Origin of the sequence: Aeromonas sp. 600774 (assembly GCF_049175075.1) — a bacterium.
GTDB lineage: Bacteria > Pseudomonadota > Gammaproteobacteria > Enterobacterales > Aeromonadaceae > Aeromonas > Aeromonas veronii_A.
Genome location: NZ_JAAKUJ010000016.1, coordinates 108,553 through 129,308 on the forward strand (window position 1 = coordinate 108,553; position 20,756 = coordinate 129,308).

The window sequence follows — 20,756 nt, forward strand, 5'->3', positions numbered from 1 at the left end:
GCCTTTTGGCCCCCTTTTTTACCACCTCAAGTCAGACATCACCCTTCACTGGGATTGCTAACCAGTGGTTGGCGGAACTTCATCAGGAAGGCCACGGTAATGGCCGCTGTGGCAGTCAGGCCGATGATGGTGGAGGTCCCCATCTCCAGCCCGAACCCGATGGGGGCGTTGGCCAGATAGGTGAACACCACGGCGGTCATGAACATGGCGGGAATAGTGCAGATCCAGTGCAGCTTGCCCTCTTTGATGAGGTAGGCAGCCGCAGCCCACAGCATGATGACGGCGGTGGTCTGGTTGGCCCAGCCGAAGTAGCGCCAGATCACCCCGAATTCAGCCTTGGAGATGATGAAGCCAAGGATAAACATGGGGATGGCGATCAGCAGACGCTTGGCCAGCGGCTTCTGGGTCATTTTCAGGAAGTCCGCCACGATCAGGCGAGCACTGCGAAACGCGGTGTCACCGGAGGTGATGGGCAGGATCACCACGCCGAGGATGGCCAGAATGCCGCCGACTGTACCGAGCAGGCTGGTGGAGACTTCGTGTACCACGGCTGCCGGACCGCCGTTGGCCATGGTAGCGTTGAGCGCTTCGGTGCTGTCGTAGAAGGAGAGACCCAGGGTGCACCAGATAAGGGCGATGATCCCTTCACCTATCATTGCGCCGTAGAAGATGAAACGGCCGGACTTCTCGTTTTGCATGCAGCGCGCCATCAGCGGTGACTGGGTAGCGTGGAAGCCCGATACCGCGCCACAGGCGATGGTGATGAAGAGCAGCGGCCACAGTGGCAGCTCGGTCGGGTGCAGGTTGGAGAAGTCCATCCCGGTGTTGTAGAAGCCTTTGCCGGAGACGATCAAGCCAACGATGAGGCCGACGGACATGAAGACCAGCAGGGCACCAAAGATGGGGTAGAAGCGACCGATGATTTTGTCGATGGGGACGATTGTCGCGAGGATGTAGTAAGCAAAAATCGCCACAATCCAGTAGACCAGATCGGTGGAGGTGAGGTTGGCGAGCAAGCCGGCCGGGCTCAGCACGAATACCACGCCCACCAGCATCAGCAGCACCACGGCAAACAGGTTCATGAAGTGCTTGGCGGCGGTGCCCAGATGTTCACCGACCACGGTTGGCACCGAGGCCCCCTTGGCGCGTACCGACAGCATGCCGGAGAAGTAGTCATGTACCGCACCGGCGAAGATGCAACCGAAGACGATCCAGAGCATGGCGACCGGGCCGTAGAGGGCACCCAGGATGGGGCCGAAGATGGGGCCGACGCCAGCGATGTTGAGCAGTTGAACCAGATAGACTTTCTTGTCCGACATCGGGACATAGTCCACCCCGTCAGCCATGGTGATGGCGGGGGTTTTCAGCTCGGGTTTCGGGCTGAATATCCGTTCGATGAATTTGCCGTATATGAAGTAGCCGGCCACAAGTAAGCCGACACAGAGGAAGAACCAGATCATTGCTACGCTCCTGCATTGTTATTTTTTAGTGTGCAGAGCGAGTCTAAAACGGTTGCGCCTGACTGGCAGGTGAAACTCCCCGAGCGGCGCTTTGGCGCGCCGAGCGGTCGGCGGCTGTGATCAGGCGCACACTCCGCGGCTCAGTCCAGCCCCAGCTGATCTTTCAGCTCCTTGAGATAGCGACGACTGACCGGCACCCGTGCGCCGCTCGGGGTGACAATCTCTGCCAACTGGTTATCCAGCAACCGGATCTCGAAGATGGCGTTGGGAGAGACCAGATATTGGCGGTGGCAGCGCAGCAGCGGGCTCTTTTCCTCCAGTGATTTGAGGGTGAGCTGGGTGTGGAACAGCTCGCCCTGACAGGCCACATGGACCCCGCCCAGATCGGAGAAGGCATACTCCACCTGCGCGATGGGCAGCAGTCTGACCCGGTTGTGCAGATAGCCCGGAATATGTGCGATGGTGGGGGCCAGCCGCTCGATGGGCTGCGGGGAGATATCCTGCTTGAGGCGTGCCAGCGTTTTGGCGAGGCGTGCGGGTTCCACCGGCTTTAGCAGGTAGTCGAAGGCGTTCTCCTCAAAGGCCTGAATGGCATATTCGTCAAAGGCGGTGACAAAGACGATGCGGGGCAGGGGATCGAGCATGGCCACCAGCTCCATACCGCTCAGCTTGGGCATCTGTATATCGAGGAATACCACGTCGGGTTTGAGGCGCTGAATAAGCGGCAGCGCCTCGATGGCGTTGGCCGCTTCCCCCACGATCTCGATGGCAGGATCGCAAGCCAGCTGCTGCCTCAGCTCTTCGCGGGCGTAGTGTTCGTCATCGACAATCAGGGTGCGGATCATGGTAGCTCCTTGGGGATGGTGAACGACACCCGGGTCCACTGCTCAGGCTCGCAGGCAATAGTCACGCCATAGCGCTCGCCAAAGGCGCTTTTCAGTCGCCGATCGACAATGGTCATGCCCAGACCGTCGCCAGCGGGGTGCGCTTGCCAGGTGCCTGCATTATCTTCCACGTGGATGGTGACGCTGGTGGGATGCTCATCGGTCCAGAGGCGAATGCGCCCCTGCTCCAGTAGGGTCGAGATGCCGTGCTTGATGGCATTCTCGATCAACGGTTGCAGGGTGAAGCTGGGTAGTCGCAGTGTAGCCAGATGGGGCGGGATCTCGTTTATCACCGTCAGCCGATCGCCAAAGCGGGCCAGCTCGATCTCCAGATAGGATTGGCAGTGCTCCTGCTCCTCCTGCAGGGTCGCAAGGCCGCTCTGGCGCTTGAGGTTCTTGCGAAAGAACAGTGAAAGATGCAGCAGCAGATCCCGCGCCTTGTCCGGATCGCGCCGGGTGATGGCACTGATGGTGTTGAGGGTGTTGAACAGAAAGTGGGGGTTGATCTGGGCCTGGATAAGTTTCAACTCGGACTGTACCAGCAGCCGCTGATGTTGCTCCAGCCGACCGGCCAGCAACTGCTGTGACAGCAGGTTGGCAATCCCTTCCCCTAGGGTGTGGTTGATCTTGAGAAACAGCCGCTTCTTCGGCTCGTAGAGCTTGATGGTGCCGATCACTCCCTTGTCCCCCTGCAGCGGGATCACCAGCACCGAACCCAGTTGGCATGCGGAGGAGAGGCTGCAGCGATAGGGTTGACTGTTGCCATCGGCAAACAGCACCTTGTTCTGGGCGATGGCCTGCATGGTGATGGCTGACGCAATGGGGGTGCCCGGTAGGTGGTGATCTTCGCCGGTGCCGATAAAGGCGAGGATCTGCTCGGTGTCCGTGATGGCGACCGCCCCCACGCCGGTCTCCTCCTGAATGATGCGGGCAATCTTGTTGCTCGCCTCCGGGGTAAAGCCCTGACTCATGATCCCCACTGTGCGGTTGGCGATATTGAGCGCCTTGGCGGAGAAGACCCGGGAGAACTTCTCATACATCCGCTGCTGGTCGCGGATCATGCTGATAAAGAGCGCCGCGCCGCAGGAGTTGGCCAGAATCATCGGGGTGGCGATGGTGCGCACCAGCAGCAGGGATTTGTCGAACGGGGTCGCCACCAGCAGGATGATGACCATCTGCATGATCTCGGCATAGAGAGTGGTAAAGAAGGCGATGCGTGGTTCAAACAGAGCATCTGTTCGCCCCGAGCGCATCAGTCGCCAGTGCACTATGCCCCCGAGCAACCCCTCGCAGGTGGTGGAGATGGCGCAGGCGAGATCGGTAAATCCCCCCAGCGTATAGCGGTGCAGGCCGCCGGTCAGCCCCACCAGAAAGCCCACCAGCGGTCCCCCCAATAATCCCCCCAAGACGGCGCCGACCGCCCGGGTGTTGGCGATGGCATCGTCGATATCGAGGCCCACATAGGTGCCGAGGATACAAAAGCTGGAAAAGATGATGTATATCAGTATCTTGTGAGGTAGTCTCACGGAATAGTTGGCAAGCGGGCGCAGCAGCGGGCTTTTCGAGAAGAGATAGGCGATCACCAGGCTGACGCTCATCTGTTGCAGCAAGGAGAGGACCAACTGCATAAAAAACGCTCCTCATAAGCCAGCTGAAAAAATAGTCAGCCCGTGAATAAGTGTGATCAGGATCTTGTTCTGTTGGCCCAACTGGGCGCAACGGGCCGCCAGTTTGCCAGAACAAGTGGATAAAACCATATCAAATCAGCATGTTAAATTGATATTTGTGTAAGCGGCAGCGGGTTGATATTGATGGATGGAGCATGAATGTATCCACTGGATACGCCACACGGAGGTGGCATGCTCCGCCCGGCCCCTTGGCTGGGCGTTTTTTATACATGGTCAGTTGGCAACCTTCTGATGGGGGTTTGAGCAATTATTCCGGTTTGTCCAATGAGTTATCCCCAGCTTCTGGGGATAACTCAGAATGCAAAGTAGTAGCAGAAGCGGCGGGTCAGGTTAAAGAACTGCCGTTGTCCCTCATCCAGCTCTTCCTGTTTGATAAAAGCAGTGATGGTGCGTTCATCTTCCCGCAGATCGATCATGGCGACGGCTTCCGGGCGCTGGGCTTTGATAAAGGGCAGGATCTTCGGCTTGAGAGGCATGGTGGGCTCGGTAGAGAGCACCAGCGCAATACTCTCGTCTGAGAGTTTCACCAGGGAGCCAGGCGGGTATACTCCCAGCACCTTCACCAGTAACTTGACCAGATTCTGGTCGAACTTCTTCTGGGATAACTTGTAGAGCTGGCTGATGGCCTGACTCGGCGCTGCCGGCGTGCCGCTGTTGCGCGGATGAAGCAGCTCATCGTAGAAGTCGACCAGTCCGATCAGCCGGGCTAATGGCGGGATCTCTCCCCCCTTGATCCCGAGTGGATAACCGCTGCCATCGAGTCGCTCGTGGTGCAGATGGGCGACCTGACGGATTTTCGGTTCAAAGGCGTTGAGCTGGGTCAGCATTTCCAGCCCGTACTGGGGATGCATCTTGAGAAAGTTCTGCTCGGCCTTGTTGAGTTCCCCGCGCTTTTGGGTGATCTGGCTCGGAATTTTCAGCTCGCCGATGTCGTGGATAAGTCCTGCAAGTCCGGTCTCCTCCAATTCGATGGGGTTCATCCCCAGTTCGCGCGCCATCAGCATGGCAATGAAAGCTACGTTGAGGCTGTGCTGTAGCAGAACATCGGTGTGGGGGCTACGAATAAGGTGGAGACCGAGCGGACCTTCGTGCTGACTGAGGGTGAAGGCGGCGTTGCGGACGATCTGGGCGGTGTTGGCTAACCCCTCGTCCGGTTTGAGGTTGAGCGCCCCGAGTGCATCGCGCAGCTCACTCATGGACTGGCCAAAGGCTTTGTCGGCGGCGCGCATGGAGCGACGAAAGGCTTTTTCGTCAAAAGGGGGTGGACCTGCATCAATCAGGGATTCCAGCTCATCGAGATCGGGTCCGGCATCAGGAATATCGCCACGCAGTAGCGGCTCGATAGGCAGATCGCTCTTGTCCGGATCCACCATCATCAGGTTCAGATCTAGGTGGCGGATGATGTCCAGCTGCTGCTGATCTTTGATTTTGAAGGCATTGAACATGAACGGGTGATTGGTCCATCCGGTGGGGAGATGGATATAGTGGCCTACCCGCAACTGTTCGATTGAGGCTTGGATCAGTGCCATCGGTTAACCTGCATTTCTGGAATGCCTACTCAACAAGCTAGCAAAATCCGATGGATAGACAACTAAAAATCCATGAAGGAGACCGGGAACCATCCGCGCTGTGATAAAGCGCACGAGCATCAGAACTCTCTTAATTCGCTCTTAAGTTTTACTTCCTACGCTGGCTCCGTTGTTTTCGTTTGCTTGACCGGCTCTGCAGGCCGGTATTTAGGAGTGATGTATGCGTGTAACGCTCGGTGTGCTGCAGACCAATCTGCTGCTTGTGCTCTTTTTCGCGCTGGTTCTTAACTGGCCTATCCTTTTGCACTTCTATTCGGTGCTCAGTGAGCTGAATCACGTCAAAGCCGGATTCGCCATCTCGATCCCGCTGGTGCTGATTGCGGCACTCAATGCCGTGTTTATTCCCTTCACGTTCCGGTTTGTGCTCAAACCCTTTTTTACCGTATTGATCCTGAGTGGCTCCATCGTCAGTTACGCCATGCTCAAATATGGCGTCATCTTTGACGCCGGTATGATGCAAAACATAGTAGAGACTAACAGTGGTGAGGCGGGTGCCTATTTGAATGGCTCGGTTGCGCTCTGGTTCTTGCTGACCGGGCTACTGCCCACTCTGATGCTCTGGTCACTGCGGATCCGCTATCCGGCTCGCTGGTATCATGGGTTGGCGTTGCGCACCGGCGCCCTGGTCCTCTCTCTGCTTTTTATCGGGGGGATCGCGGCTCTTTACTATCAGGATTACGCCTCGGTCGGTCGCAACAACAAGTCGCTGGCCAAAGAGATTGTGCCCGCCAACTATGTGCACGGCCTCTACAAATATGGACGGGATGTGCTGTTTGCCACGCCTATCCCTTACCAGCACCTAGGGACCGATGCCAGGGTGGTAGCACGGGGAAGCAAGCCGACCCTGATGTTCCTGGTGGTCGGGGAGACGGCGCGCAGCCAGAACTACTCCCTTAACGGTTATGGCAAGGCGACCAACAGCTTCACGGCCAAAGAGCAGGGGGTGGTGTCTTTTAAGGATGTGCGTTCCTGTGGCACGGCGACCGCGGTCTCGGTACCTTGCATGTTCTCCAACCTCACGCGGCGTGGTTACGATGAACAGCTTGCCAACTCCCGTGATGGCCTGCTCGATGTGCTGCAACATGCCGGTGTATCTGTGCTGTGGAAAGAGAACGATGGCGGTTGCAAAGGGGTGTGCCGTAATGTGCCGACCATCGAGATCCTTCCCAAATCCTATCCTGCGCTCTGCCAGGGGGAGTCTTGCTATGACGAGGTGCTGCTGGAGGGGCTGGATCAGCAGATTGCCGAGATGAAGGGCAACAAGCTGGTGGCTTTTCACCTGATGGGCAGCCATGGCCCGACCTATTTTCGTCGTTACCCTGCCAGCGAGCGCGTCTTTATGCCGGACTGCCCGCGTAGCGACATTGAAAACTGCAGCAACGAAGAGCTGGTCAACACCTATGACAACACCATCCGCTACACCGACAAGGTGGTGGGACTGCTGATAGACAAGCTCAAGTCGCTGGAGAGCCAGTACGATGTGGGACTGGTCTATCTCTCCGATCACGGCGAATCCCTTGGGGCTATGGGGCTCTATCTGCACGGCACGCCCTACAAGTTTGCGCCGGATGATCAGACCCGGGTGCCGCTGCTGACCTGGTTCTCGCCCCAGTTACAGGCCGATCGCCAGCTTGATATGGGTTGCCTGGCGGCGGAGGCGAGCAGTCAGCGCTTCTCCCATGACAACCTCTTTCACTCCATGCTGGGGATCATGGATGTGCAGACGAGTGTTTACGACAACAAGCTGGATCTGTTCAAGCCATGTCGGGCGGGCTAAACCGCTAGCAAGCACACAATAGAAAACGGCAGCCACTGGCTGCCGTTTTGTTATCTCGCAAGATCAGTGTCTTACTTCTGCTCCATGATGATCTGCAGCAGATCTCCCTCCAGCAGGGCGCGCTTGACCAGCGCAAAGCCGCCATAGGTCGGCTGGTTCTGGAAGCGGGCCTTCACGATGGGCAGGCCACGGTGGAAGCTCGGCAGGGATTGATGCTCGACACAGCGACGAATGGCCGGGAAGAGGAGCTCTTCGGCGGCGGTGATTTCTCCGGCGATCAGCACCTTCTGCGGGTTGAACAGGTTGACCGTAATCGCCACCGCCCGTCCCAGATGCTCACCCACGTTCTCGATGACGCTGCGGGCCAGTTCATCGCCCGCCAGCGCCGCCTTGCACACCTCCTGAATGGTGATGTGCTTCTCTTGCAGCACGCTCTGGTGACCGCGGCTGATAAGCTCCTTCACCTTGTCGACAATGGCCTCGTTGGAGGCGATGGTCTCGAGACAGCCGAAGTTGCCGCAGTGGCAGCGCTTGCCGAGCGGTTCGACCTGGATATGGCCGATCTCGCCGACGTTGCGGTTCTGACCGAGGAACACCTGACCCTTGGTGATGATCCCCGAGCCCGTCCCCTGGTGAACACTCACCAGAATGGAGTCCATGCAGTCGCGGGACTCACCGAAGAAGTGTTCGGCCAGCGCGAGGGAACGGGTGTCGTTACCCACGTAGCAGGGAAGGTTGAAGTGGTTCTCAAGCAGCTTCGCCAGCCCCAGATTGCGGATCTGGTACTTGGGGGTGTAGATGACCATACCGGATTCCGGGTTGACCAGACCCGGCATGGTCAGCGCGATGCTGATGAGGTTGCGACAGCGTTCGCTGTTGGCATCGATGAAGGCGCCAATCTCCCGCAGTAGCATGTCGACCACGGGTTGCTGATCGATCTCGGTCACCTGAATGACGTGCTGGTCGAGCTCCTTGCCATCGAGGTCATAGAGACTCAGTTGCAGGTAGCCGCGGCCCAGCTTGGCAGAGACAAACTGAAAGCGATGTTTGATGGTGGTCAGGGAGATGGCACGCCGCCCGCCGGTTGAGGCTTGCGGAGAGGTCTCCTTAATCAGGCCATGCTCGATCAGTTGCCGGGTTATTTTGGTCACGCTGGCCGGGGCCAGCTGACTCAACTCGGCAATCTTGACCCGGGAGATGGGGCCTTGCAAGTCGATGAGCCGATACACGGCTGCACTGTTGACCTGCTTGATAAGATCTACGTTTGCTATTTGTCCGCCAGTCATGATGTCACTGTTGTGTGTAGTGTCCGTTAACCACGGTCCCACGGACCGTGAAGTCCTGATCGAAGACAGTGAGGTTGGCTACTTTACCGACCTGGATACTACCGAGACGTGAGTCCCATCCAATGGCGCGAGCGGGGTAGAGGCTGGCCATTCTCAGTGCTTCATCGAGCGGTAATCCGACCTGCTTGACCAGATTTTCCACCCCCTCAATCATGGTGAGGGAGGAACCGCCGAGTGTACCATTCTCGTCGACACACTGACCATCGCGTAAAAAGACGGTGGTGCCACAAAAATCAAATTTCTCAAAGCCTTCCGGCGCTCCGGCTGCTGCGGTGGCATCGGTGACCAGCACCAGTCGCTCCCCCAGCGCCTTGTGAGCCAGACGCACGTTGGCCCAGTGCACATGGTGGCCATCGACGATGATGCCCGCGTAGACATCCTTGCGATCGTAGATGGCGCCTACGACGCCCGGCTCGCGACCGTTGAGGGTCGGGGTCATGGCGTTGTAGAGGTGGGTCGCAAAGCGAATACCGTTATCAAACCCGGCCATGGCCTGATCGTAACTGGCGGCAGTGTGACCGGCCGAGACCAGAATGCCCGCTTCCACCAGACGGCGGATATGGGCCGGCTCGTTGCGTTCCGGTGCCAGGGTGATTTTGGTGATGGCATCCGCGTTGGCGCAGAAGAAGTCGATCATCTCGTCCGCTGGCTGACGAATTTGCGCGGCAGGGTGGATCCCCTTGCGCTTGAGGTTGGTGTAAGGCCCTTCCAGATGGACGCCCAGCACCTCGTTGGGGTGTGCAGCCATGTAATCACGGGTCACCGCAACGGCCTGCTTCATGTCGGCATCCGGACTGGTGATCAGGGTCGGCAGGAAGCTGGTGGTACCGGATTTGAGGTTGGCCGCCTGCATGGTTGCCAGGGTCTCGACCGTGATGTCGGTGTTGAACATCACCCCGCCACAGCCGTTGAGCTGCACGTCGATAAAACCGGCGGTCAGGTTGGCGCCCTTGAGGTCAATCTGCTCGATGCCCGCAGGCAGTTCGGCCTGGTGAGAGATGGCGACAATCTTGTCGCCCTCGATAAGCACCCCGTAACCGGTTAGCACGCAGCTGCTGGTGTAGAGGGTGCAGTTGGTCAATGCGTACATGACGACTCCTTACAGACGGCCGATGTTGGCGGCTTCCAGTTGCTGGAAGTAGCGAACGGTCTTGACCTTGAGCTCCATGGTGGAGGGCTCGTCGCACACCATCATTCCCTTCGGATGCAGTTGCAGGGTAGAGATGGTCCACATGTGGTTGACGCTGCCTTCCACTGCGGCCTGCAGGGCCAGTGCCTTGCCGTGACCGGTGACCAAGATCATGATCTCTTCCGCATCCATCAGGGTGCCGACACCCACGGTCAGGGCCAGCTTGGGCACCTGCTCCATGTCGCCACCGAAGAAGCGGGAGTTGGCGATGCGGGTGTCTTCGGTCAGGGTCTTGACCCGGGTGCGGGAAGAGAGGGAAGAGGCCGGCTCGTTGAACGCGATGTGACCATCGTTACCCACGCCACCCATGAACAGGTGGATCTTGCCGTAGGACTTGATCTTCTCTTCGTAGCGCTTGCACTCGGCCACCAGATCCTCGGCATTGCCGTTGAGGATGTTGATGTTTTCGGGACGAATGTCGATGTGACTGAAGAAGTTGTTGTGCATGAAGCTGTGGTAGCTCTCCGGGTGATCTTCCGGCAGGCCGACGTACTCGTCCATGTTGAAGGTGACCACGTTCTGGAAGCTCACTTCACCGGCTTTGTGCAACTCGATCAGGCGCTTGTAGGTATTGAGCGGCGTGCCACCGGTGGGCAGGCCCAGTACGAAGGGACGATCTGCAGTCGGTTTGAACGCATTGATACGGTCAACGATGTAACGGGCAGACCAGAGGCCTACTTGGCTGGCAGATTTCAACGGGATCAGGCGCATGATGGATACCTCTGTTTCGGGTTGCGACCGGTTTGCTGGTGGCAATGGGCTAATACGGATTCTAGTTGTTTTATAGCGTAAATAAAGATTGCGGACTAAGCCACATCTATCCACCACCTTTATCTTGTTTGGGTGATAAAGATCACGATTATTGGTTTATTAATTTGCGCAGCGAAATAAAAGTCCTAGACTGCCAATCAAGCCTTGATGGCTTATGCGTCAAACGTGATAAGCACTTAATTTCTAGAAAAACATTAACTAAGGAGAGGAACCGTGAACATTCTCGGTTATTTGCAAAAGATCGGCCGTGCCCTGATGGTGCCGGTAGCGGTATTGCCTGCCGCAGCGATCCTGATGGGGGTTGGCTACTGGATTGACCCGAATGGTTGGGGTGGTGACAGTGCGCTGGCTGCCTTCCTGATCAAGGCGGGTGCCGCCATTATCGACAACATGTCCGTACTGTTCGCAGTCGGTGTCGCCTACGGTATGTCCAAGGATAAAGACGGTTCTGCTGCCCTGGCAGGTCTGGTTGGCTTCCTGGTCGTGACCACTCTGCTGAGCCCGGGTGCCGTGGCCCAGATCAAGAGCATCCCGCTGGAACAGGTTCCTGCCGCATTCGGCAAGATCAACAACCAGTTCGTGGGTATCCTGTGTGGTGTCATCGCCGCTGAACTGTACAACCGCTTCAGTAGCGTCGAGCTGCACAAGGCGCTCTCCTTCTTCTCCGGTCGTCGTCTGGTACCGATTGTGACCTCCGTGGTGATGATCATCGTATCTTTCATCCTGATGGCCGTGTGGCCGGCAATCTACGGTGGTCTGGTTGGTTTCGGTGAATCCATCGTCAGCCTGGGCTCTACCGGTGCCGGTATCTACGCCTTCTTCAACCGTCTGCTGATCCCGATCGGTCTGCACCACGCCCTGAACTCCGTGTTCTGGTTCAACGTGGCCGGTATCAACGACATCCCGAACTTCCTGGGTGGTCAGGCTACCATCGATGCCGCTCTGGCCGCTGGCAAGAGCCTGGATCAGGTGAAAGGCGTGGTCGGTATGTACCAGGCTGGCTTCTTCCCCATCATGATGTTCGGTCTGCCGGGTGCTGCGTTGGCCATCTACCACTCCGCCAAGAAAGAGAACAAAGAGAAAGTTGCCTCCATCATGATCGCAGCTGCTTTCGCCTCCTTCTTCACCGGGGTGACCGAGCCGCTCGAGTTCTCCTTCATGTTCGTGGCGCCGGTTCTGTATGTCATCCACGCAGTGCTGACCGGTATCTCCGTGTTCATCGCTGCCTCCATGCACTGGATGGCCGGTTTCGGTTTCAGTGCCGGTCTGGTGGATATGGTGCTCTCCAGCCGTAACCCGCTGGCGACTAACTGGTACATGCTGATTGCTCAGGGTCTGGTCTTCTTCGGTCTCTACTACGTGGTATTCCGCGCCGTGATTGCCAAGCTGAACCTGAAAACCCCGGGTCGTGAGGAAGATGAAGATACAGCTCCGGCTGCTGCTCAATCTACCAACCGTACCGAGCTGGCCAAGCAGTACCTGGAAGTGCTGGGTGGTCAAGAGAACCTGGTCTCCATCGATGCCTGCATCACCCGTCTGCGTCTGACTCTGAAAGACCGCAGCATCGTCGATGAGCGCAAGCTGAAAGCCCTGGGTGCGGCCGGTGTGGTCAAACTCGGTGAGCAGAACCTGCAGGTGATTCTGGGCCCATTGGCCGAAATCATCGCCGGTGAGATGAAAGCCCTGCGTTAATCGAGCGACTCGCTCACTTCAAGTCTAAGTCCATTGTTGACATAACTGAGAGCCCCGCTTAGGGGCTCCATATAAAAAAGCCAAGAAAATCCAACCTTTACTTCAAATGAGAGCAGCAGTTATGAACTTGAAACATTCTCTGTTAGCCATTGCCATGTCTACCGTTTTTGTCAGCCAGGCCCAGGCGGCCGATGCAGCCAAGCAAGCCGTGGTCGATTCCCTCGCCAACAACCTGGTGGTCAAGTATGAAGTGGTCACCAACGATGGTGCCGGTGCTGGCCTCGATTGCCAGGCGCTCGGTTCCGAGTGGGCGAGCTGCGGTGTGGCCAAGCTGCACCTGACCAATACCGGTGCTGACGTTACCTCCAAAGACTGGAGCATCTATGTATCTTCCATTCGCCGTATTCAGCGGGTGGATAACGACCAGTTCACCATCGCTCACCTGACCGGCGACCTCTATCGTTTGACGCCAACCGAGAAGTTCCAGGGCTTTGCCAAGGATGCCACGGTCGAAGTGCCGCTGGTGGTGGAATACTGGGTATTGTTCGAATCTGACATTATGCCGAACTGGTATGTCGCCAGCGAAGGTGCCGAGCCGAAAGTACTGGCCAGTATGAGCAATATCGACGACGCCAGCACCTACGAGAAGCCGATGCCGGCTGATGGCTGGAAGCGTACCAAGGATGACAAGAACATCCTGATGAACAGCGAGACCCGTTTCGCGGCCAACCAGACCAGCACCCTGCTGCCGGCTGGCAAGATTGACAACCAGATCCTGCCGACCCCGATGAAGCAGGTAGTCAAAGCTGGTCCGCAAATCGACTTCTCTACCATCAAGCTCAATGCCCTGGATTTGCCGAGCGATCGCGCCGAGGCCCTGAAGGCTCAACTGACCAAGCTGGGTGTTACCCTCTCCGACACCGGCTACCCGGTGACCATCAAGCTCGGCAGCAAGCTCAAGCAGGCTGAAGGCTATGACATGACCATCGGTCAGAAGGGCACCGTGATCCAGGGTCGCGACATCGACGGGGCATTCTGGGGTGCACAATCCCTGATCTCCCTGCTGGGTGTTGATGACAAGCTGGTGAGCCCGATGACCGTCGAGGATGCGCCGCGCTTTGAATACCGTGGCATGCAGACCGACGTGGCCCGCCACTTCCGCAGTCTGGATACCATGAAGAAGCTGGTTGACCAGATGTCTGCCATGAAGCTCAACGTGCTGCACCTTGGCCTGACCAACGATGAAGGCTGGCGTCTGGAGATCCCGGGTCTGCCGGAGCTGACCCAGGTCGGTAGCCAGCGTTGCCACGACGAGTCCGAAACCAAGTGCCTGATGCCGCAACTGGGTTCCGGCCCGACCAGCGACAACCAGGGTTCCGGTTTCTACAGCAAGTCTGACTACGTGGATCTGGTGCGTTATGCCAAGGCCCGCGGTGTGACCGTGATCCCCGAGATTAACATGCCGGCCCACGCTCGTGCTGCCGTGGTCTCCATGGAAGCGCGCTACAAGCGTCTGATGGCGGAAGGCAAAGAAGCGGAAGCCAACCAGTTCCGTCTGACTGATCCGGCTGACACCTCCAACGTCACCTCAGTCCAGTTCTACGACAAGATGTCCTTCATCAACCCTTGCCAGCCAGGTGCTGCCACCTTCGTGGCCAAGGTAATGGATGAAGTTGCCCAGATGCACCAGGCCGCCGGTCAGCCGCTGACCGCATGGCACTACGGTGGTGATGAGGCGAAGAACATCATGCAGGGCGGTGGCTATCAGGATCCGGCCGTCACCAAGAAAGAAGAGCTGGTCGCCTGGAAAGGTAACGTCGACTCCAGCAAGCAGGACAAACCGTTTGGCAAGTCCCCGATGTGCCAGAAGATGATCGATGAAGGCAAGATCAAGGAAGTGGGCGAGCTGCCGGTTTACTTCGCCAAGGAAGTGGGCCAGATGGTCAAAGACCGCGGCTTCTCTACCCTGCAGGCATGGGAAGATGGTCTGAAGTACGCCAGCGGTGCCAAGGACTTCGCCACCGACAACACCCGTGTCAACTTCTGGGAAACCCTCTACTGGGGTGGCTTCAACGAAGCGATGAAGTGGGCGCACAAGGGTTACCAAGTGGTGCTGTCCAACCCGGATTACCTCTACTTCGACTTCCCGAACGAAGTACACCCGGCCGAGCGTGGCTACTACTGGGCTACCCGTTTCAACGACACTCGCAAGGTGTTTGCCTTCGCCCCGGAAAACCTGCCACAGAACGCCGAGACCTCGGTTGACCGCGACGGCAACGCCTTCGTGGCCAAGGGTGACCAGGATCCGGTCAAGTTCAAGGGGATCTCCGGTCAGCAGTGGAGTGAAACCGTGCGTACCGATGCTCAGTACGAGTACATGGTCTACCCGCGTATCTTCTCCGTGGCCGAGCGTGCCTGGCACAAAGGTGGCTTCGAGCTGAACTATGTGAAGGGTCGTGAGTTCTCCGGCGAGACCAAGTTCGTCAACAAGGCCACCCTCAACAAAGAGTGGAACCAGTTTGCCAACGTACTGGGTCAGCGCGTGCTGCCGAAACTGGATCAGGCCGGTGTTGAATACCGCCTCTCCGTACCGGGTGCCAAGGTAGTGAACGGTGTGCTGGAAGCGAACGTGGATCTGCCGGGTCTGCCCATCCAGTACAGCCTGGACGGTACCAACTGGAGTGCCTATGACGCCGCGGCCAAGCCGAGCGTGAATGGCAAGGTCTACCTGCGTACCACCAGCTTCGATGGCAAGCGCACCAGCCGTGTCACCGAACTGAACTGATAGCAGTCAACCGTTAACATGAGGTGGGTCGCAAGACCCGCCTTTCCCAAGGGCGATGGCGCATCGGGTTTGGGAAAGGTTGACTGTGCGTGTGAGCCTTTGTTGTGTGTAATTGTCTGTTTTGTGTTTTTCATCACTTTCAGCCCCGCCCAGTGCGGGGCTTTTTTATGCATTTTGTGTGCAATGTGCCAAGCCACGCCGTTTTTAGCGGTGCAATGGCCGGGAAATGGCCCGGAAGTGCCAAATTCAGGTTGAGACAGCGCCCGTAATAAGGGATCATACCCGGCTTGACGGCGGGGGGATGAGGGTGCCAGCCGGCACAACTTCCGCCAGTGACGCTTTTTTGAGGTGAGCCATGAGTCAGGCGAACAGCCCAACTAACTTTATTCGTCAGATCATTGATGAAGATCTGGCCAGCGGTAAGCACAGCAGCGTGCATACCCGTTTTCCGCCCGAGCCGAACGGTTATCTCCATATCGGCCACGCCAAATCCATCTGCCTGAACTTCGGCATCGCCCGCGACTATCAGGGCCAGTGCAACCTGCGCTTTGACGATACCAACCCGGTGAAGGAAGATATCGAGTACGTTGAGTCTATCAAGCAGGACGTACAGTGGCTCGGCTTCCAGTGGAACGGCGAGATCTGCTACTCCTCCGACTATTTCGACAAGCTGCACGGCTACGCCATCGAGTTGATTGAAAAGGGTCTGGCCTATGTGGACGAGCTGACGCCCGAGCAGATGCGCGAGTACCGTGGCACCCTGACTGAGCCGGGCAAAAACAGCCCGTTCCGCGATCGCAGCGTGGAAGAGAACCTGGCGCTGTTTGCCAAGATGAAGAATGGCGAGTTCGCCGAAGGCACCGCCTGCCTGCGCGCCAAGATCGACATGGCATCCCCCTTCATGGTGATGCGTGATCCGGTTATCTACCGCATCAAGTTTGCCCACCACCACCAGACCGGTGACAAGTGGTGCATCTACCCGATGTATGACTTCACCCACTGCATCTCGGACGCGCTGGAAGGGATCACCCACTCCATCTGTACCCTGGAGTTCCAGGACAACCGTCGTCTGTACGACTGGGTGCTGGACAACATCACCATCGACTGCCACCCGCGTCAGTACGAGTTCTCTCGTCTGAACCTCGAATACACCGTCATGTCCAAGCGCAAGCTGAACCTGCTGGTGACCGAGAAGCACGTCGATGGTTGGGATGACCCACGCATGCTGACCGTCTCCGGTCTGCGTCGTCGTGGTTACACCCCGGCCTCCATCCGCGAGTTCTGCAAGCGCATTGGCGTCACCAAGCAGGACAACATCGTCGAGATGAGCATGCTGGAAGCCTGCATCCGTGAAGACCTCAACGAGCATGCCCCGCGCGCCATGGCCGTGCTGCATCCGGTGAAAGTGGTCATCGAGAACCTGGCTGCCGACGAAGTGCTGACGGCCCCGGCCCACCCGAGCAATGCCGAGATGGGTACCCGCGAGCTGAACTTCACCCGCGAGATCTTCATCGACGAAGCGGACTTCAAAGAAGAGGCGAACAAGCAGTTCAAGCGTCTGGTGCTGGGCAAGGAAGTGCGTCTGCGCAATGCCTATGTGATCAAGGCCGAGCGCATCGAGAAAGATGCCGATGGCAAAGTCACCTGCATCTACTGCTCCTACGATCCCGAGACTCTGGGCAAGGATCCGGCCGATGGCCGCAAGGTGAAAGGGGTGATCCACTGGGTCAGCGCTACTCACTCTCTGCCAGCGGAAGTGCGTCTCTACGATCGTCTGTTCAAGGTGCCGAACCCGGGCGCCGAGGATGACTTTGAAGCCGCGCTGAACCCGGAATCCCTGGTGATCATCGAGGGTGCCCGTGTCGAGGCCTCCCTGAAAAACGCCAAGCCGGAGCAGGCTTACCAGTTCGAGCGTGAAGGTTACTTCTGCGCCGACAACAAGCTCTCCAGCCCGGAACATCTGGTGTTCAACCGCACCGTTGCCCTGCGCGACTCCTGGGGCAAGGTAGAAGGCTAAGCCGATGGGGCAGGGGAGACCCTGCCCTGTGTGCTGCCAGCGGCCTGCGCCGGACAATAAAAAAGCCAGCATCAGCTGGCTTTTTTATTGTCCGTTATCTGCAAGTCGCGGCCGACTTATTCGTCGTGCTTGCACTCACCGGTAGCACAGTGACCGTAGAGGTAGAGGCTGTGGTTGGTGAGACGGATATTGAATTTTTTGGCGATCTCGCGCTGACGCTGTTCGATCACTTCGTCGGAGAACTCGATCACCTTGCCGCAGTCGAGGCAAACCAGGTGGTCGTGGTGCTCCTGAGTGGCCAGCTCGAATACTGACTTGCCACCTTCGAAGTGGTGACGGGTAACGATACCGGCATCATCAAACTGGTTGAGAACGCGATAGACGGTAGCGAGACCAATCTCTTCACCCAGGTCGATCAGTCGTTTATAGAGATCTTCGGCGCTGGTGTGCTGGCAGTCCGGCTGTTGCAGGATTTCCAGGATTTTGACCCGGGGCAAGGTGATCTTGAGCCCGGCCTTTTTTAACGCTTGGTTGTTGTCTGCCATATTCTACTTATTCGCATTCTCGAAGGTGGGGTTATTCTGATGGACTGCCGCAGGAATGGCAACCTTGAACTCGCTTGGCCTGTCATTATAGGTCGTAGCCTCCCTAAAAATAAACCCAGCAATTCAAGGGGTTTAGCCATAAATGGCCGGTTGGATTGAAATAATCAATCGTGTCGTCCGACTTGCTGGCATGGCAGATGTTGATAAAATGTAACTTTCATATTCTGGTCGGATGAGATCCATGGATTGGCTTTTTGACAATGCGGCCTGGGTGCGCCGCGCACTCAACGCCTGGCCCCCTTTCTGGGGCGCCGGTATCAAGATAGAGACCCTGAGCGATGACTTTCGCTACTGCCGGGTGACCCTCAAATCCCGCTGGTGGAACAAGAACGCCAACCGCACCCAGTTTGGCGGCAGCATGTTTGCCATGACGGACCCCATCTATCCGCTGATGCTGATGGGCTACTTCAAGAATCGCTACTACGTCTGGGACAAGGCGGGCAGCATCAACTATATCAAGCCCGGCAAGGGCAAGCTGGTGGCCGAGTTCAACCTGACCGAGGGCAAGCTGGCCGAAATCGTGGCGGCGACTGAAGGTGGCAACAAGCATTTCCCCGAATTCGAGGTGACGGTACAAGATAAGAGCGGCGAGCTGGTGGCGCAGGTCAAGCGCACCCTCTATGTGCGGGCCAAACCGGAGCACAGAGGTGAATAACAGGGAAGAATAAAGGCAGGCATCGCAACAAGCAGATACAACAAGGGCCCCGTCGGGGCCCTTGTTGTCAGAGGTATGAGGGGAGGCGGATTACTCCAGCTCGCCCAGGCACATCTCTTCGTGCAGCTGCTTGCACCAGCCCTTGACGCGCTCGGCGGTCAGCTCCGGCTGGCGATCTTCATCGATACCCAGACCGACAAAGTGTTTGTCATCGACCAGTGCCTTGGAGGCTTCGAACTCGTAGCCGGCAGTCGGCCAGTGACCGATGATGATGGCGCCTTTGGCTTCGACGATGTCGCGCAGGGTGCCCATGGCGTCGAGGAAGTACTCGGAATAGTCTTCCTGATCACCGCAACCGAAGATGGCGACCAGCTTGTTGGTGAAGTCGATTTCGCCCAGATCGGGGAAGAAGTCGTCCCAGTCGGCCTGGGCTTCGCCGTAGTACCAAGTCGGGATGCCGAACATCAGCAGATCAAAGCTCTCGATGTCGGCCTTGCTGCTCTTGGCGATGTCACGGACTTCAATCAGGTTTTTGCCCAGCTCTTTCTGGATCATCTTGGCGACAGCTTCGGTGTTACCGGTATCGCTGCCAAAAAACAGACCTACACTTGCCATAGTGTTTAGTTACCCGTATTTGGTGTTAATGCTCAACGCTCAGACTGCAATGTCCACCGCAAAGGCGGACTCAATCTGTTGTTTCAGGATAGATTGGATCAGCTCGGCTCGGCTGATGTTCTGTTGTAACGCAAGTTGGTTCAGGCGCTCCAGCAACTCGGCCTCCACCTTTAACTCTACCCGCTTCAGCCCATTTTCCCGATCGCGCTTAAGCTGGTTACGCTTGTTGATCTTGAGCTGGGTCTCGCGGGGGAGTGGATTGGTCTTTGGCCTGCCGGGGCGCTTCTCATTTGCGAACAGATCCAGTGTTGTTCGATCAGTTTGCTGTTTGGCCATACATCACAGATGAAAATAAGTTAGCCGAGTCCTGAGCCTTCCCAGCCCAGTTCGATCAGCCCCTTGGCGACAAAACCCGCACAACCCAGAAACAGTACCAACCAGACGATAAAACGACCGAAACGGGGCACGTTGCCGCGCTTGAGCACGTCCTGAATGGCCAGGCCAATCAATATGAAAATGGCCACAAAGAATAACTTGAGGCCCAAACTTTCGATCAGGTCGATATGTTCACTTAGCATGGATTGCGCACACTCCTTATGACGGGCGCACTATATCACAAAGGATTTGAAACTGTTAACCGCCTGTCGACAGGAAATCCACAACCAATTTGTTGAACAGAGCCGGTTTTTCCGCATGCAGCCAGTGGCCGGTACCCGCGATGACACGCACCTTTGCCGCCGGGAATTGAGCCAGTGCCGTCTCGCTGTATTGGGGCTGCATATAGTCAGAATCCCCCCCCTTGATAAAGAGCACCGGCCCCTCGAAGCGGCGCTCATCCTCGGGCCAGCCCATGATGTTGGCGTAGTTTTGCTCAAGGGCGGGCACATTGAAGCGCCAACCCCAGCCATGCTCGCCTCTGGCGAACGATTTGAGCAGGAACTGGCGTACCCCGGCGATCTCGATGTGTTGCGCCAGCATGGCTTCCGCTTCACTGCGGCTTTGCGGCGGCGTGCGTCGTGTGGCGTTGAGTCCGGCAAAGACATTCTGGTGGCGGGAGTGGGGATAGGCGACCGGCGCCATGTCGGCCACCACCAGTTTGGTCACCCGCTCTGGCGCCAGCTTGGCGACCTGCATCGCCACCTTGCCACCCATCGAGTGGCCAATCAGGGTGGCTTCGGCAATCTCCAGCCGATCCATCAGGGTCAGGATGTCGGCCGCTTGCGCCGGATAGCTCATCTCGCTGCTATGAAAGGAGGCACCGTGGTTGCGCAGATCGACGCTGATGACCCGATAGTGCTCGCCGAGGGCGCGGGCCAGCAGGCCGAGGTTGTCGAGGCTGCCAAACAGGCCGTGGATCAGAATGACTGCCGGGCCCTGACCCTGCTCCTTGAAGTTCAATATGCTGTTTTGTTGCAAAATGACACCTTGTCGGTCGTGAGTGCGTATCGCTGTTTTATTTAACGCACTGGAAAGAAAAGGATTTCGTCCAGCGGATGGGAAATAAATGTGGTTTTTTTTCTAAAAAATCCCGTCCGGATCGGCTATCAGTGCGGCTGATCACACACTTGGGCCGCTATTATGCCGTATTCTCGATGAGATTCATGTACATCTGCCAGCCCCTTGCTTGGGCTGTCGGGTTTGCCTATGTATAATCGCCGCATCCGAATTTCGACGAGTCCAGCG

The 20,756-nt window shown here is 57.4% G+C and carries 17 protein-coding genes; 5 read left to right on the forward strand and 12 right to left on the reverse strand.

Features of this window, described 5'->3' with window-relative positions:
- Nucleotides 1-38 precede the first annotated feature (38 nt).
- The 4 genes from G5171_RS17520 to G5171_RS17535 all read right to left on the reverse strand — a co-directional run bounded on the left by G5171_RS17520 (nucleotide 39) and on the right by G5171_RS17535 (nucleotide 5,561).
- Entirely contained in the window at nucleotides 39-1,460 is a 1,422-nt protein-coding gene (locus G5171_RS17520; protein ID WP_421260502.1) for a carbon starvation protein A, read from the reverse strand.
- 140 nt (nucleotides 1,461-1,600) lie between these two features.
- Nucleotides 1,601-2,305: a two-component system response regulator BtsR gene (gene btsR / locus G5171_RS17525; protein WP_005344408.1), complete on the reverse strand. Its 705-nt coding sequence runs from the start codon at nucleotides 2,303-2,305 to the stop codon at nucleotides 1,601-1,603.
- Nucleotides 2,302-3,972, reverse strand: coding sequence for a LytS/YhcK type 5TM receptor domain-containing protein (locus G5171_RS17530; RefSeq protein ID WP_421260503.1), 1,671 nt, complete (start codon nucleotides 3,970-3,972; stop codon nucleotides 2,302-2,304). The genes btsR and G5171_RS17530 overlap by 4 nt, the downstream gene beginning before the upstream one ends.
- A gap of 353 nt (nucleotides 3,973-4,325) precedes the next feature.
- Nucleotides 4,326-5,561, reverse strand: a complete 1,236-nt coding sequence (locus G5171_RS17535; RefSeq protein ID WP_421251103.1) for an HD-GYP domain-containing protein — start codon at nucleotides 5,559-5,561, stop codon at nucleotides 4,326-4,328.
- 220 nt (nucleotides 5,562-5,781) lie between these two features.
- Between G5171_RS17535 and G5171_RS17540 the strand changes: the two genes are divergently transcribed.
- The gene (locus tag G5171_RS17540) at nucleotides 5,782-7,398 is read left to right on the forward strand and encodes a phosphoethanolamine transferase (RefSeq protein ID WP_421260504.1); all 1,617 of its coding nucleotides are present in this window, start codon (nucleotides 5,782-5,784) and stop codon (nucleotides 7,396-7,398) included.
- Nucleotides 7,399-7,469: 71 nt separating this feature from the next.
- On the opposite strand, the gene nagC is transcribed toward G5171_RS17540, so the two are convergent.
- From nagC to nagB, 3 genes are read right to left on the reverse strand one after another with little or no spacing between them, the layout of a single operon-like run.
- The gene (gene nagC, locus G5171_RS17545; protein WP_216954163.1) at nucleotides 7,470-8,684 is read right to left on the reverse strand and encodes a DNA-binding transcriptional regulator NagC; all 1,215 of its coding nucleotides are present in this window, start codon (nucleotides 8,682-8,684) and stop codon (nucleotides 7,470-7,472) included.
- A gap of 4 nt (nucleotides 8,685-8,688) precedes the next feature.
- Entirely contained in the window at nucleotides 8,689-9,834 is a 1,146-nt protein-coding gene (gene nagA, locus G5171_RS17550; RefSeq protein ID WP_216954161.1) for an N-acetylglucosamine-6-phosphate deacetylase, read from the reverse strand.
- 9 nt (nucleotides 9,835-9,843) lie between these two features.
- Nucleotides 9,844-10,644, reverse strand: coding sequence for a glucosamine-6-phosphate deaminase (nagB, locus tag G5171_RS17555; RefSeq protein WP_041208406.1), 801 nt, complete (start codon nucleotides 10,642-10,644; stop codon nucleotides 9,844-9,846).
- Between the two features lie 273 nt (nucleotides 10,645-10,917).
- Here nagB and nagE point away from each other — a divergent pair, with 273 nt between their 5' ends.
- The 3 genes from nagE to glnS all read left to right on the forward strand — a co-directional run bounded on the left by nagE (nucleotide 10,918) and on the right by glnS (nucleotide 17,198).
- The gene (gene nagE / locus G5171_RS17560; RefSeq protein ID WP_005344423.1) at nucleotides 10,918-12,396 is read left to right on the forward strand and encodes an N-acetylglucosamine-specific PTS transporter subunit IIBC; all 1,479 of its coding nucleotides are present in this window, start codon (nucleotides 10,918-10,920) and stop codon (nucleotides 12,394-12,396) included.
- 121 nt (nucleotides 12,397-12,517) lie between these two features.
- Nucleotides 12,518-15,181: a beta-N-acetylhexosaminidase gene (locus G5171_RS17565; RefSeq protein WP_421251101.1), complete on the forward strand. Its 2,664-nt coding sequence runs from the start codon at nucleotides 12,518-12,520 to the stop codon at nucleotides 15,179-15,181.
- Nucleotides 15,182-15,536: 355 nt separating this feature from the next.
- The gene (gene glnS / locus G5171_RS17570) at nucleotides 15,537-17,198 is read left to right on the forward strand and encodes a glutamine--tRNA ligase (RefSeq protein ID WP_201955650.1); all 1,662 of its coding nucleotides are present in this window, start codon (nucleotides 15,537-15,539) and stop codon (nucleotides 17,196-17,198) included.
- A gap of 116 nt (nucleotides 17,199-17,314) precedes the next feature.
- Here the strand turns inward: glnS and fur are convergent, their stop codons facing one another.
- A complete protein-coding gene (gene fur / locus G5171_RS17575) occupies nucleotides 17,315-17,743 on the reverse strand; it encodes a ferric iron uptake transcriptional regulator (RefSeq protein ID WP_005334301.1) in 429 nt (142 codons plus the stop codon).
- Nucleotides 17,744-17,984: 241 nt separating this feature from the next.
- Here fur and G5171_RS17580 point away from each other — a divergent pair, with 241 nt between their 5' ends.
- Nucleotides 17,985-18,458 carry a DUF4442 domain-containing protein gene (locus tag G5171_RS17580; protein ID WP_005334300.1) on the forward strand — a complete coding sequence of 158 codons (474 nt, stop codon included), beginning with the start codon at nucleotides 17,985-17,987 and terminating at the stop codon, nucleotides 18,456-18,458.
- Nucleotides 18,459-18,548: 90 nt separating this feature from the next.
- Here the strand turns inward: G5171_RS17580 and fldA are convergent, their stop codons facing one another.
- Genes fldA through G5171_RS17600 form a run of 4 tightly spaced genes read right to left on the reverse strand, consistent with a single transcriptional unit; the run spans nucleotide 18,549 to nucleotide 20,489 of the window.
- Nucleotides 18,549-19,073, reverse strand: coding sequence for a flavodoxin FldA (gene fldA, locus G5171_RS17585; protein ID WP_005334298.1), 525 nt, complete (start codon nucleotides 19,071-19,073; stop codon nucleotides 18,549-18,551).
- Between the two features lie 39 nt (nucleotides 19,074-19,112).
- The gene (gene ybfE, locus G5171_RS17590) at nucleotides 19,113-19,409 is read right to left on the reverse strand and encodes a LexA regulated protein (protein ID WP_005334297.1); all 297 of its coding nucleotides are present in this window, start codon (nucleotides 19,407-19,409) and stop codon (nucleotides 19,113-19,115) included.
- 20 nt (nucleotides 19,410-19,429) lie between these two features.
- Complete coding sequence (locus G5171_RS17595) at nucleotides 19,430-19,651, reverse strand: DUF2788 domain-containing protein (protein ID WP_005334296.1); 222 nt, start codon at nucleotides 19,649-19,651, stop codon at nucleotides 19,430-19,432.
- A gap of 55 nt (nucleotides 19,652-19,706) precedes the next feature.
- The gene (locus G5171_RS17600) at nucleotides 19,707-20,489 is read right to left on the reverse strand and encodes an alpha/beta fold hydrolase (RefSeq protein WP_421260505.1); all 783 of its coding nucleotides are present in this window, start codon (nucleotides 20,487-20,489) and stop codon (nucleotides 19,707-19,709) included.
- Between the last annotated feature and the right edge of the window lie 267 nt (nucleotides 20,490-20,756).